The sequence below is a fragment of the bacterium genome (assembly GCA_026129405.1).
Taxonomy (GTDB): domain Bacteria; phylum Desulfobacterota; class Binatia; order DP-6; family DP-6; genus JAHCID01.
Genome location: JAHCID010000002.1, coordinates 637,022 through 649,873, shown reverse-complemented (window position 1 = coordinate 649,873; position 12,852 = coordinate 637,022). Strand labels below are relative to the sequence as shown.

At 67.9% G+C, this 12,852-nt stretch carries 13 protein-coding genes; 5 read left to right on the top strand and 8 right to left on the bottom strand.

The genetic code is table 11. The features are described from left to right. The first annotated feature begins 162 nt into the window (after nucleotides 1-162). From KIT14_11310 to KIT14_11295, 4 genes are all read left to right on the top strand, one after another. Nucleotides 163-672 carry a DUF790 family protein gene (locus KIT14_11310; protein ID MCW5891123.1) on the top strand — a complete coding sequence of 170 codons (510 nt, stop codon included), beginning with the start codon at nucleotides 163-165 and terminating at the stop codon, nucleotides 670-672. A gap of 68 nt (nucleotides 673-740) precedes the next feature. Further along, entirely contained in the window at nucleotides 741-1,094 is a 354-nt protein-coding gene (locus tag KIT14_11305; protein ID MCW5891122.1) for a type II toxin-antitoxin system RelE/ParE family toxin, read from the top strand. Next, nucleotides 1,091-1,441 (top strand): XRE family transcriptional regulator, encoded by a 351-nt coding sequence (locus tag KIT14_11300; GenBank protein ID MCW5891121.1) that lies wholly within the window; start codon nucleotides 1,091-1,093, stop codon nucleotides 1,439-1,441. The genes KIT14_11305 and KIT14_11300 overlap by 4 nt, the downstream gene beginning before the upstream one ends. Before the next feature lie 63 nt (nucleotides 1,442-1,504). Next, entirely contained in the window at nucleotides 1,505-2,572 is a 1,068-nt protein-coding gene (locus KIT14_11295; protein ID MCW5891120.1) for an IS630 family transposase, read from the top strand. Nucleotides 2,573-2,784: 212 nt separating this feature from the next. Here KIT14_11295 and KIT14_11290 read toward each other — a convergent pair whose 3' ends face one another. From KIT14_11290 to KIT14_11255, 8 genes are all read right to left on the bottom strand, one after another. Continuing rightward, nucleotides 2,785-3,444 (bottom strand): hypothetical protein, encoded by a 660-nt coding sequence (locus KIT14_11290; GenBank protein ID MCW5891119.1) that lies wholly within the window; start codon nucleotides 3,442-3,444, stop codon nucleotides 2,785-2,787. Between the two features lie 103 nt (nucleotides 3,445-3,547). Beyond that, nucleotides 3,548-4,555, bottom strand: coding sequence for a DevR family CRISPR-associated autoregulator (locus KIT14_11285; protein ID MCW5891118.1), 1,008 nt, complete (start codon nucleotides 4,553-4,555; stop codon nucleotides 3,548-3,550). A 1-nt stretch (nucleotide 4,556) separates the two neighbouring features. Beyond that, nucleotides 4,557-6,284 carry a hypothetical protein gene (locus KIT14_11280; GenBank protein ID MCW5891117.1) on the bottom strand — a complete coding sequence of 576 codons (1,728 nt, stop codon included), beginning with the start codon at nucleotides 6,282-6,284 and terminating at the stop codon, nucleotides 4,557-4,559. Beyond that, on the bottom strand, nucleotides 6,284-8,731 hold the full coding sequence (cas3, locus tag KIT14_11275) for a CRISPR-associated helicase Cas3' (protein MCW5891116.1): 2,448 nt from the start codon (nucleotides 8,729-8,731) through the stop codon (nucleotides 6,284-6,286). Before cas3 ends, KIT14_11280 begins: the two co-directional genes overlap by 1 nt. Beyond that, a complete protein-coding gene (gene cas6, locus KIT14_11270) occupies nucleotides 8,728-9,660 on the bottom strand; it encodes a CRISPR system precrRNA processing endoribonuclease RAMP protein Cas6 (GenBank protein MCW5891115.1) in 933 nt (310 codons plus the stop codon). Before cas6 ends, cas3 begins: the two co-directional genes overlap by 4 nt. 274 nt (nucleotides 9,661-9,934) lie before the next feature. Continuing rightward, the gene (locus KIT14_11265) at nucleotides 9,935-10,471 is read right to left on the bottom strand and encodes a carboxymuconolactone decarboxylase family protein (GenBank protein ID MCW5891114.1); all 537 of its coding nucleotides are present in this window, start codon (nucleotides 10,469-10,471) and stop codon (nucleotides 9,935-9,937) included. Between the two features lie 11 nt (nucleotides 10,472-10,482). Beyond that, on the bottom strand, nucleotides 10,483-11,022 hold the full coding sequence (locus tag KIT14_11260) for a peroxiredoxin (GenBank protein ID MCW5891113.1): 540 nt from the start codon (nucleotides 11,020-11,022) through the stop codon (nucleotides 10,483-10,485). A 103-nt stretch (nucleotides 11,023-11,125) separates the two neighbouring features. Then, complete coding sequence (locus KIT14_11255) at nucleotides 11,126-11,320, bottom strand: hypothetical protein (GenBank protein ID MCW5891112.1); 195 nt, start codon at nucleotides 11,318-11,320, stop codon at nucleotides 11,126-11,128. Between the two features lie 138 nt (nucleotides 11,321-11,458). Here KIT14_11255 and KIT14_11250 point away from each other — a divergent pair, with 138 nt between their 5' ends. Then, a complete protein-coding gene (locus tag KIT14_11250; GenBank protein ID MCW5891111.1) occupies nucleotides 11,459-12,838 on the top strand; it encodes an endo-1,4-beta-xylanase in 1,380 nt (459 codons plus the stop codon). Nucleotides 12,839-12,852: the final 14 nt, after the last annotated feature.

Sequence of the window (12,852 nt, the reverse complement as noted above, 5' to 3'; positions counted from 1 at the left end):
CCGGGTCGGCGCCCATCGGACCCCGGCCTTTCGCTTGGTGGAGCTTCGGACCTGGCTGGCCAGCCACCGCATCCCTTGCGCCGACACGACGCGCTCCTTCGTGCCCCGTCCGACAGACTGGACGATGCCGACCGTACGCGTTCTTCCGGCGCACGCTGCTCTATGGGCGCGCGCTGGCGGCGCTCCTGCCGGCGCTCGCGTGGTGCCCCCGGTTCCATCTCGAGGCCGAGTGCCTGCTCGGCGGCCAGCCCGGTACGGCTTCACCTCGCATCTGGTGACCCCATCTTCCCGAGCAACGAGCCGCGGCGCTTCGATAGCCGCGTCGAGGAGCGCTTCGCGCGCGACATGGCGCGGGCGGCACCGGAATGGGACGTCGTGCGCGAGCCCGAGGCGGTACCCGCCGGCGCATCGCTCGCCGTCTTTCCGGACTTCGCGCTCAAGCACCGCTACGACGGGCGGCGATGGCTGGTGGATATCCTCGGGTTCTGGTCGCCGGCGTACGTCACGCGGAAGCTCACCCGCCTGCGGGCGGCGGGGATCCCGAACCTGGTGCTGTGCGTGGCCGAGGAAAGGAACTGCGGCGAGGACGACCTGCCGGCGGCGGCGCGGGTGGTGCGGTATCGGCGGTGGGTGAACGTCGGGGCGGTGCTGCGGGTGATGGGGGAGGGGTGATGCGGGATGCCCCGACGGTTGCGGGTGCACCGAAAACGGTGCACAAGGTCGAGCGGTAGGGAGTGCCCATGGCCGGGCTGCTCCCGAAGCTGGAATGTCGCTTCTATCGCATGCCGAGCGGTCACGAACCCGTGCGCAGATGGCTGCTGGACCTCTCCTCCGACGAGCGCCAAGAGATCGGCGCGGACATCAGACGTGCGCAGTGGCGATGGCCCGTCGGGCGGCCGTTGGTCGGTACTTTCGGACGAGGTCTCTACGAGGTCAGGTCGAGCCTTCGCGGCGACATCTATCGCGTCCTGTTCTGCGTGCGGCAGGACACGATGGTGCTTCTGCACGGGTTCAAGAAGAAGACGGTGGCGGTCCCGGCGGGTGATCTCGCGTTGGCCCGTAGGCGCCAGCACGAAGTGGAGCGTTCGGAATGACGACTCGTATTGGATCGACCTTGGACTCGCTGCTCGAGCAGACCGGCGACCTCGAGGAAGTGAACCTTCGAGCACAGAAGAAGGAGCTGGCGCTGGCCGTCGACAAACGGATGCGCGGGCTTCGGATGACGAAGTCTGCCCTCGCGAGCCGGATGCGGACGAGCCGGACCGTCGTGGATCGGCTGCTGGACCCTGCCGACACGAGCGTGACGCTGGCGACACTGGCGAAGGCATCGGCGGCACTGGGGTGTCGGCTGAGGATCGGGCTTGTGAGAGACGGGCTCGGGGCGAGAGCAGCGCTGGCTCAAGGGCGGGGTGCGAAGGCTCGGCCGAACGTTCGATACTAGTGCACCGCCGTTGACGTTGAATCAATATGACGTGCGCCCGTCCATCGTGGCATGGGACGCGGGATGGTGGTGCGGGTGTCGGCGCAGCAGCGCCGCGCGTTGACGGCGATCGTGGCAGCGGCCACGGCACCGGCGCAGGAAGTGCGGCGGGCGCAGGTGATTCTCTGGACCGCGGACGGCGTGAGCGGGGCGGACGTCGCCGCGCGACTCCACGTGTCCGCGGAAGCGGTTTCGCGGATCCGGCGGCGGTTCGTCGAGCATGGCGTGGCCGGGCTGGTGACGCGGCCGAAGGCCGGGCGCACGGACCACGCGGTCCCGGCGGCGACCGCGGAGCGCCTCGTCGAACTCGCGATGTCGCCGCCGCCCGCGGGCCGCAGTCGCTGGACCACGCGCCTGCTCGCGCGACAGGTGGGGCTCACCAGCGGCTGCGTCTCCGATCTCCTGCGCCGCAATGGGCTGAAGCCCCACCTGGTGCGCACGTACAAGGTGAGCCGCGATCCCGCGTTCGTGACGAAGGTGCGCGACATCGTCGGCCTCTACCTCCATCCCCCAGAGCACGCGGTGGTGCTGAGTGTCGACGAGAAGACGTCGATTCAGGCGCTGGAGCGCACGCAGCCGCCGTTGCCCCTGCGCGCTGGCCGGGCCGCGCGGCATACGCACGACTACAAGCGGCACGGGGTCATCGACCTGTACGCCGCCCTCGAGATCGCCACGGGCGCCGTGACGCATCGGCTCACCGATCGCCACCCGGCCGCTGACTTCCTCGCCTTCATGCGCCAAGTGGTGCGCACGTATCCCGGCCGCGAGTTGCACGTCATCCTCGACAACTCCGCGACGCACAGCACCCCGGACATCCGCGCCTGGCTCGCCGCGAACCCACACGTCCACTTCCACTACACGCCGACGCGCGCGTCGTGGCTCAATCAGGTCGCAGGCTTCTTCGGGATTCTCGGAAAACAATGCCTGAGCCAGAGCAATTGTCCCTCGAAGAAGGCGCTGCGCGCCCACCTCACCGCGTTCCTGCACGGGTGGAAAAAGAACCCGACGCCGTTCGTCTGGACGAAACCGGCCCAGGCCATCATCCGCTCCTACCGCCGCATGCTTGAGCGCATGTCGACGGCGGTGCACTAGTCGCTCGGGTCGAACGGTCGAACACCACCCGGCGACCCGCGTTTCCTCGGTTTTATCGTCCGACGGTCGGTCGTCGTCGCCATCAGGCGTCATCCCTCAGGCTCAGAGTCGAGGCCGCTACGTGTGTACGGAACCGAGGGGATCTTATTGCGACCGCCTGTCGGCCGTCAGCGGCAACTGAGTGAGTTCGGCGGTGGGCTCGCAGTGCTCGGCTATGTCTTATCGCCGACGCGCCGGTAGAGTGAGAAGTGATGAGACGATCGCTCGTGCCTGAGCGGTAGAACGCGGAAGTGAACAATACGATCTCGGTTCCAGCGGGCTTGCTCTTCCGAAAACGGGGCTATCCGGTCGACGGTCGCCCCAGGGCCGAGGTCGTCAAGTGGCGCCACCAGGTCGCCTGCTACCAGCACGCTTGGCTTCCATCCTTTCGGGTCGACGATAACGGAAATCGGATGCGGCTCGGTTCGGTGCTCGACGGACGTCACCTGTACGAAACCGCCTCGCCTGCCCAGGTAGTTGATGGCCCAGAGTACGTCGCGGACAGCCGGCGGGGCATGGCCGCGAAAGCCGAGTCCAATCTCGAACGGGCCACCAAAGCTGCACACCTCGCGGTAGATTAGCGTTGAACCGAATGGGCCACCTTCCGGGGGTACCTCGTCGTCCGCTGCCGCATCGTCGTCTGCTCCATACTCCCGAACGCGGCGCTGCGCTCTCATGAACGTGTTCGTGACCGCCAAGAACGGGGGCGGGAGTATCGCCGTCGCCGCCTCCTTGAGCAGAGCGAACAATCCGCGACCGGCGCTCTCACCTTCGGTACGATAGGCGGCATCGATCAGCGCGCACTTCACAGCGTACGGGGTTGGCACCAGCATCGTCTTGCCTCCCGCGCTCGTGGAGGCGCTCGACCGGAGCGAGAAGAGCGCCGCTGGTTCCAGGCGGCCAACCCACCATCGATCTGGAGCCGACAAGCCCACGTCAGGCTCCGAGACTGGCTGTGATTCGATGCATCTCGCTCACGAAGGCATCCATCGTATCGAATCGCTTCGACTTCACGACCTCATTCCGACCCAACGTGTTGAGCTCTTTGGTCGTTGCCTCGACACGCTCCCGGTACGAGTCTACCAACGCGCTCGCCGACGGTGCCGGTGGCGCTCCACTGCTCGTCGCGATGATTCCCTGGAAGCCGAGCACGTGCGGCAGCTGCGTGTTCCGGTGGGCCCCCCGTGGCCGTACAAACGTGTACGTAACGCTCTGGAGCAGAGCCTTGATGCGCTGGCGTCGGTCATCCTCTGCTACAGCGTATTCGAACGTAACGTCGTTGCGACCAACGCGATCGAGCTCAAGGTGAACGACTGCGGCGTACTGCCCACTGCTCGCTGGGCGATAGAAGAGCGCCTGACCGAGCCCAGACTCCTCTCCTGCGCTCGCGCCCCTGAACTCCGGATCGTACTTGACGTGCACGTACGAGTCGGTCCGAGTGTGCCCTGGCCTGCCGACGACCCAGCCGAACTCCACGCACGACTTGCGTGGGACGGAGTAACCGTACTGGACGAGCAGTGTGCCCTCGACATCGGTGAGTGCACAGCGCTTCATGATTTCCCCGAGAACCTCACTGGCCGGTCGAGCAAATTTGCCGTTTCCCTTCGACGAAATGGACCACTTCTGCTCGAGCTCACGTGCCTTCTTTCCGGTCTTCTCGACGAGCCAATCGCGGAAGCTCTCATCGGCATTGATACGGTTCGCATCGCTGCGACGCGCCGGGTGGCATAGTGGCAGATTCGCCTCGTCCGCGACCTCTCGGAAGTACTCACACTGCGCATGCTTGAGCATGTCGCCGCTGATAGCGTTCACTGTGTGGAACGACCCGTCTTCGAGGGCGACCTGTACCTGTCGAGTGAGCTGCCGGTTGCCCTCCGTGCCCTCGTTGCTGAGCGAGTGGAGGTCAAGTGTGAGAACGCCACTGATGCTGACCGAACGCACCATCTCATTCCCCCTTCCCAGCCAGCGGGCTGCTATCGTCTCTCTTGGTCTGCGCGTAGCCGAATCCGAGAAGCAAGTGCGCCACGAGGGAACTGGACGAGCCTGGCTCCTCCATGAGCTGGAGCACACTCGCAAGCTCGTCCTCGGTGACGAGCTTGATGCGCGGGCGCTCGCCCCCCTTCTTTCGAGAGTCCTCGACCTTGCGCGCGACGGCGGTGTTGAACCGCTGCACAAATTCGCCGAGCAGGCTTGCGAGAACCGGCTTGTCCGAGGCGTGCTGCTTCCAGGTCTGGGCCAGGCCGTAGAACGGCTCGAGCGCTGAGTCCTCGTCGAGCATCGCATGAATGGTGGCGCGACGCATCGCGGTCGCGACCGCCTGGAACCCCGCGTCGTCGATGATGCGCTTCACGAGCTCGTCCTGTGCCATGAGTATCCTCCGGACCGTGGCGGTCGAAAGAAACTGCGCGTACGCCCCCGCCGTGAGGCGCGCCGTTACCGCAACAGCCATCCGTGCCAGGAAAGTGAGCGTCGCCTCGAGCGTGCCAGTCGCCAGCATCTCACGGAGAGCGCGCAGCGTGTCGGCGTCGATCACTTTCCCCTTGTCGTTCACGAGCTGCCGCTGGAAGATATCGATATCTTCGATCACGTCGTCGCAGGCGACCGCGTCCGCTCGCGTCTCAATCGCCATCCAGCCCGGTAGGCCCAGGAAGGCGACGTTCATCACCGCCGAGGCCGTACCCATCTTTTTGTACGTGGTCACGTGGAGCCCCGAGATCACGTCGGAGGGCCTTCGCCGACCGAACCGGAACGGGTTTGGTCCCTCCGCGTACTCGGCGCTGTGGCGTACAAGTGCTCGGGTCGTTTCGAGGATGACCCGCACTTCGAGGTTGCCACCGCCTACTCGCCGATCGCGCAGGTTCCCTCGCACGGACGTGCCGAGAGTATGGAAGGGGATCCCTCCCGCTGCACCTGGCGCGATCGCGCAGAGCACGATGTCGTCGCTGACCACGTGGCCAGTCAGGCAATGGTACATGCCGACGAACCGCATCCATGACTCGAACCAGTCGAGCCGGGCAGATGGGAACTGAACCAACGCAACGCCGTTCGCCTTGACGCGGCAGATACCTTTGCCGGTCAGTGGTGTGAACCACTGGCTTGCCGTCAGCTTGATCTGGGGCCCAGCAGGCTCATCGGCCGAACGCGTCGCGCCCTTTCGCAAAGCGGCCAGGCGCGCGCGCAGCGCCTCCCGTGGAGGGTTGGCGCGTAGCGCCTTGTGCATGTGGAGGTCACCGAAGAACCCCTTGCGCATTCCGTTGAGCATTCGCAGCAGTGCGATTTCGGCGTGCGGCTCCTCGGTAACCGCGCTAAGCGTGGTGTCTTCGACCGTCGCGACTGTCGGCCGCTTCCGCTTGGCCCTGCCCCCCGTGCGTTTGCGCGCCGCATCGAGCTTCTTGGATTCGCCTGCGTAGTCGATCGCCCCAGCGGGGACACCAGAGTCTCCCTTCAGCACGCCGCGGATGTACGGGTAGAAGGGATCACCGTCCCAGCAATCGATAGCATCTGACTCGAGGTCGGGCGTAACATCAATGCGATAGCGCGATCCTTCGTCCTTGAGTGCGACCTCGCGAGGCTGACCGCCTCGCCCGATCGAGGCGAGCACTTGTGCCAGGCCAGCAGCGACGAGCACGTCCGCGTGCGTGCCTGTACTCTTGGACCACAGGTACCCCGCCATCACCTGTTCGCTCCTTCGCGCGCTCCTGCGGCGGTGCCGGCCTGATCGGCGAGCCGGAGGCCTCGCACGACGAACGTGTACAGCGGCCAGAGGTGCGCCGCTGTCGGATCGTTCGGATCAACAAGACAGCGGCTAGCATCGCGGCCGTCGTTGGCGAGGCAGATGCCCTCTCGCGGCGTGCCAGCCAGCACGCCTTCAAAAGCTTCAACCACGTGGCCGAGCGCGTCTTCGACCAGTTCGAAGGGTCTCGCATCCGTGGCGCGCGGCGCGTGGTGGCGAGCCACGGCGGAGGCGACCACGCACGTGGCATCGTTGACCAGTATTGCTGGGGTACCAAGCTCGAGAAGCCAGGAGCCGACTAGATCCATCGACGCAAGCGCGCCCTCGACCGCATGCCGGCCGAAGGGCGATCGGCACCGACGATCCCGTTCCGGATGATAGTCGGTATGTGCAAGCGGCTCGCCGGGCGTATCAGGCCGGGAGCGCGCGCGCTGCCACTCGTGGGCGGCCATCTGGCTTTCGCGATCGAGCTTCCCCACGTCGTGTAGGCCGGCCGCGAGGAGAACGAGGGCCTCTACGACGACTGCCGACATCCCGTATCGCACAGCGAGTCGCTCGACTGCTACCGGCTGCTTGGTGAGCCAAAGACGTGCAGCGGAGAGGACTCGCCTCACATGGTCCCGGTAGGACTCGCGCCAGTAGTGAGGACGGGTACCTCTAGGAGCCCGCCCGGCCGGAGGCTCTCGCACCGCATCATCGGATGGCACCCCGAGCTCAAGGCCAAGCTGGCGCGTGTACCGAGCAAGTGACGTGGGTACGGTATACGCCAGGCACGCTTCCTCGGCAGTGCGAAGAGGGCGCCATTCGAATGCACTCCACGCGGCGTCGCAGCCCGCGTCCTCAGACTCAGACAGGCCGTGGATCGAGGTCGGATCGATGTTGTGGAGGAATGCTCGCCAGGTTGTAAGGGGAACCGAGAGCGCGAGGGCTCCACGAGCAGGCTCGACGGTGCGGACATCATCAACCACGTACACTGAGACAGCCTGCACGTCGCGAATCAGTTCGCGCACGGCTGCAAGGTCCCCGCGCGACCATACGCTGCGAATCCGTTCGGCGCGGGTCCGTGCGCCCAACTGTCCGAACACTTCAGTCTCCAACTTGGCCATCTCTGAGCGTCCGAGGCCGGCTTCGAGGAGCGTACACTCGCCCGCCACGTCGAGCACCGTTGGACGCGTCGGCAGCGCCTGCCACGTATCCTCGATGACGCCCTTGAGTCCCTTGTACGGGCCCAACGCACGGCGGCCGTCCTTGCCGAGAGTGTTGTAGACGTACACCTGGCCAAGGCTTCGTGGGGGTGCGTAACGTGCACAGCGACCAGCTCGCTGTACAATCGCGTTCGCGGGCGCAACCTCCGTCATCAAGAGCTCGCAGGAGATGTCCATGCCTGCCTCGATCACCTGCGTCGTGACGACAATCGCATCACAGGGGGGCGCATCCGGGCCCATGATCTCGGCGACGCGATCTTCGGCACGCTTGCGGTCGTCCGTGTAGAACCGTCCGTGGAGCACAATCACCTGGCAACCTCGCGGCTTACTGGCGAGCAGTGCACGGCCGATGTCCTGCGCCCGTCGAACTGTATTCGCTACCACGAGCGTACGACCACCACGGTGAGCCGCCAGCACCTCTGTAGCGTCGAGCGGCCCGTCGCAGGTGGTCCAGGTTCGCTCACGCGACCGCAACGCGGGCATCTCGCAGAATTCGGCTCGTTGCGGTCCATCTTCGTAGAGGCAACGGCGTGAACAGAGAAGCTCGCGGGCCGCGGTGGTCAACGTCGCTGTCGCGAGCACGAACTGCGCGAGGCCTCGGAGATTCTCCATGAGATGGACGGCGGTGCCCAGGGCGCGCGCCGGCTCGAGCAAGTGCACCTCGTCGAACACCACAAGGGCCCCAACGAGGCCCCCTGCGTTGATGTTGTCGAGCTTGCGCGGGAGCGAGAGAGGCACGTGCAGATACGCTGACAGCAGCTGGTCAATCGTCGTGAATACGATGTCACCTTGCAGAAGGTCATCTTCGGGCTGGTCACCCGTTTGCACCGTGACCCGAACCGAGGGGTCGACCCGCTCGACGACCGGTCGCAGGTCGACCGCGAGCTTCCGGGCCAGCGTTCGCAAGGGCAACGCGTAAAGGATGCGGTCGGCGATCGGACGGCCGACGCGCCGAGCATGGAAAAACGGGGCGACCGTCGCGAGCGTCTTGCCTGAACCCGTAGGGGCCGTGAGCAGTAAGTCGTGTGCAGACTGCAGGTGCCGATCAACGCGCTCCTGGTACGCATAGGGTCGCCGCCCCCCGGTCAGCGCAGTAAATGTGTCTGCAAAGGAAGGTTCACTAGTAGGCTTCACAATAGGCGAAGGGGTGTTGCCCTGAGATGCCCCGTCTGGTCGGCTCACGCAGCCTCGACCTCCACTCTCCCATTCCCCCACACCGCGTACTTCCCCACGTGCACCGCCTCCCCCAGCCGCAACAGCGGCATCCACGGCCCGACCTCCCCCGCGTACACCGCCTCCCCCACGAACCCTGACGTCTCATGCACCGCGCCCGTCCGGTTCGACCGCCGCGTCCGCCGCTCCCATCGCGTCCGGCACTCCACCGTCCGCACCGCCGAGGCGGCTCCCCCGACGCCCGCGAAATCCATCTCCACCGGCCCGTCGCCGTAGAACGCCGCCAGCGACGACAGCCGGTCACGAATGCGACAGACGACGTCCGCGAAGGACGGCGTCTCGACCCACCGCCCGTCACGCTTGAGCGTCGTCGGCGTGACGAAGCGGATGCGCACGCGCCGGGCGCGCTCGTCGTTTGGCTGACACAGATGAGGAAGTCGCAGCCCGTCGAGCACTGGCCGCACCGCTGCCGTGCCGGCGTCGAACACGCCATGCTCTCCGTCCGGCGTCTGCCCCACCACCCGCCCGATGCGGAGCCGTCCCCGCGTCGGGCCGAGCCCACGGTCGGCCAGCGCGCGCAGCGCCACGACGAAGTACGGCGCGAGGTCATTGGCGCGTCCGAAGAGCGTCAGGCCGACATCGAGCTCGTCGCCCGGTCGCAGCCGAGCCGGCGCATCGACTGGCGGCTCGAGCACGAACGGACGCGGCAGGTCCTGCGCGCGCGACAGACGCTCCGCTCCTGCCGGCGGTGACGGTCGGAACACGGCGGGATAGGGACATGCGCTCAGGAGCGGGCACGCGCGACAGTCGAGAGATATGTCGTGGCAGACGAGCCGCCGGAAAGTGATCTCGAACGTCCCTCGCAGCATGTTCGGCAGGCGAGCCGAATTCGCGAAGATGGGATCCACTGCCGACACGGTGACGCGGTGGCGGAACACCGTGAGCCGGTCGAGCCCAGGAGGTTCGAACGGAAACGGGGGCGGGGATCCCGCTGGACAACCTGGCTGCACGGCAAGATCGGTAATATCGCCGCGCTCCTCGTGCCGTCAACGATGCGCGACGAGAGGATGACAGCGGCTGTCTGCTGGAGTGAGGCATACCCGGTCGCCGGCGGCTCGTCGAGATCGCTCGACGTCCCGGACGACCTGCCGCGACCGCGCCGCACCCGACTCGGCGCAGGGCGCGCAGCAGGTCGCGCCGGGACGCTCGCGTTTACGCCGCCTGCTCGTACTCGAGCACCGCCGCGACGGCGTGGATCACCGCCGCCACGCGTACCGCGCTCTGGATCGCCTCGCGCGGTACGCCTTCCTTGCGCAGCGTCGCCTCGTGCGCGGTGATGCACATGCCGCAGCCGTTCACCGCCGACACCGCGAGCGATGCCAGCTCGAAGTCGGCCTTCGGAACGCCGGGGTTGCCGATCACGTTCATGCGCAGGCGAGCCGGCATGCTGCGGTACTCGGCATCGTCCACCAGGTGCACGAAGCGGTAGTAGACGTTGTTCATGCCCATGACCGCCGCGGCGGCCTTGGCGCCCGCGAGCGCGGGGCCGCCGAGGCGCTCGCCGGCGCTCGCTTCGACGGCCCGCGCGAAGGCGGGGTTGCGCGCGGCGATGGCCGAAGCCACCGCCACGCTCCACAGCTGGGTCTCGGTGAGGCCCGGCGCGCCCTGCGGCGTCAGCACCGAGCCCAGGTTGAGCTTCAGGTCGCGGGCGTGCTCGGGCAGCGCCTCGCGGATCGCGTCGAGCGTCATCATGGCCTCCGTTACGCCGCCGTCAGGGTGGCGTCGCCCTTCTTCCAGTTGCAGGGGCACAGCTCGTCGGTCTGGAGGCCGTCGAGCACGCGCAGCACCTCTTCGGGGCTGCGGCCCACGCTCAGGTCCGTCACGTAGACGAAGCGGATCACGCCCTGCGGATCGACGATGAACGTCGCCCGCTGCGCCACGCCCGCCTCCGGGTCGAGGACGCCGAGCGCCTGCGACAGCTCGCGCTTCACGTCGGCGAGCATCGGGAACGGGAGGTCGCGGAGCTCCTCCTTGTCGCGCCGCCAGGCGAGGTGCACGAACTCGGAGTCGACGCTGACGCCGAGCACCTGCGCGTCACGATCCTTGAACTCGCGGTCGAGCTTGCCGAAGGCCGCGATCTCCGTCGGACAGACGAACGTGAAGTCCTTGGGCCAGAAGAAGACGACGAGCCACTTGCCCGCGTGGGTCTCGCTGGTGACGGGCTGGAACGCCGTCGTCATGTCGTTCGACACGACGCCGGTGACGTCGAATGCGGGGAACTTTTGACCGATGCCGAGCATGAAATCGATCCTCCTTGTGCGTCGGAGGATGCGCCCGGCGGCGGCGAACGGCCAATTCTTTCGGCCGATCGCCGCGATAGATCCGGCCCTCCCTCCTCGCGCCCTACTTCTTCGGGCTGCCCGCCGCGACGATCTCGCCGTCGGGCTGCACGAGCACGCCCTCCGCGCCCGACGGGCCTGGGACCGGCGTCGTCACCGTGCCGCCGGAGCCGAACTGCGGATCGAGGCTGCCGGTGACGGCATGAGCGCCGGACGCGACGAGCAGGAGCCGCAACGAGCGGGCGAGCGCGTGGGCCATGATCCCCGACGTCTCACGAATCCTCTCCGTCCCACGGCGACCGCGCGTCTGCGCGGTCCGGGCCGATCGCGACCGCGCCCTGCCTGCTGGCGCGCTTCGTCGTTGACGCCCGCGCCGCCCGCCCTCTACGTTCCCCTCGTGCTCGCCCGGCTCACCGCTCTCGCCCTGCTCGCCCTCGTCCCGTCCGGCCACGCCGCCCCCGCACCGTGCAGCCTCGGCGACCTCGCCGCCCGTGCCGGCGTCGAGATCGGCGCCGCCTTCGTCGAAGGCAGCGACCAGCCGGCGTTCCGCGCGCTGCTCGGGCAGGAGTTCGGCTCCACCACCATGGGCGTGTACTGGTCCGCCGTGCAGCCGCAGCCGGGCGTCTTCAACTTCGCCAGCTCCGACACGGCGATGGCCGAGGCGACGGCGCGCGGGCTCCGCGTCCGCGGGCATCCGCTCGTCTGGGGCCGTCTGGCGCTGCCTGCGTGGGTGAACGCGATCACCGACCCCGCCGTGATGCGCACGGTGATGCATACGCACATCGAGACGCTCGTCGGCCGCTACGCCGGCCGCGTCGCGCAGTGGGACGTGGTCAACGAGCCGCTGACGTTCTTCGGTACGCCGGGCACGACGGACGGGCTCGAGCCCTACGTCTTCCAGCGCCTGCTCGGCCCCGGCTACATCGAAGAGGCGCTGCGCGTCGCGCACGCCGCCGACCCGCAGGCGAAGCTCTTCGTCAACGAGCTGCTCGCGTTCGCGCCGGGCCCGAAGCAGGAGCGCTTCTTCCGTCTCGTGCAGGACCTCCTCGCCGCCGGCGCGCCGCTCCACGGCGTCGGCTTCCAGGGGCACATCACGCCGCCGTACGCGCCCGCCTACCGGCCGACGCGCGCCGAGATGGAGGCGACCATCGCCCGCTTCGCGGCGCTCGGCCTCGCGGTCGAGATCACCGAGCTCGACGTCAGCCTGCCGGCGCCGCACACGCCCTGCGCCCTCGCGCGGCAGGGCGAGACGTATCGCGACGTGATGGCGGCGTGCCTCGCGGTGCCGGCGTGCACGGGCGTCACGGTGTGGGGCATGGGCGACGGCTTCTCGTGGATCCGGAGCGTCCTCAACTACGACGGCGCGCCGCTGCCGTTCGACGCGGCCTGGCAGCCGAAGCCGGCGTACCGCGGTCTCGCGCGCGCCCTCTTCGCGGCGGCGGGCGCGCCGGCGGACTGCTCCGTCGCCGACCGCGGCGATCGCATCGATCTCGCCGGCTGCGTCTGCGAGACGCCGGTGCCGGCGGGCTGCGGCACGGCGTTGCCCGTGCAGCTGGCCGGCAACGTCGCGAAGGCCTGCGGGCTCATCGCCGACGCTCGCGCCGGCGGCGATCCGGCGGCGCGGCGGCAGCTGACGCGCGCGGCGTCGCAGCTCGGGCGCGCGGGGCGTACCGTGCGCAAGCTGGCGCGCAAGCGCTTCCTCGAGCCGTCGTGCGCGGAGCCGCTGGCGGCGACGGTGGCCGAAGGCCGCGCGCGGGCACGCGCCGCGCGACGCTAGTGTCCCGAGTCCGC